1 pseudogene is annotated in these 329 nt (G+C 65.7%); it reads left to right on the forward strand.

What is annotated here, in order from left to right:
- Positions 1–25 precede the first annotated feature (25 nt).
- Positions 26–329, forward strand: a pseudogene (locus EN857_RS33840) (glyoxalase); the annotation flags it as partial.

The raw sequence follows: 329 nt of genomic DNA on the forward strand, positions 1-329 counted from the left end.
CCGCCCGCGCCGAACAGGCCTGATATTGTCGCCAGCGCCGGTCGACGATCCGTTCAAGCACGCGGTCCTCGGTTCAGGCGTCTTCTATCGCGATCCGCGCGCGGCGCTGGCCTGGCTAAAGGCCGCCTTCGGCTTCGAGCCGAGCATGCTGGTAAGCGACGCCGATGGCCGGCTTGTCCATGCCGAAATGCGTTTTGGCGACGGCTATATCATCGTCGATTCCGAGTGGGCCGACCATGCCGCCAGCCCCGCCTCGGTCGGCGGCAAGAACACGCAAGCCGTCTACATCCCCCTGCAGCAAGACCTCGACGCGCATTGCGAACAGGCAC

This window comes from Mesorhizobium sp. M4B.F.Ca.ET.214.01.1.1 (assembly GCF_004791545.1).
In the GTDB taxonomy this organism is placed as follows: Bacteria; Pseudomonadota; Alphaproteobacteria; order Rhizobiales; family Rhizobiaceae; genus Mesorhizobium; species Mesorhizobium abyssinicae.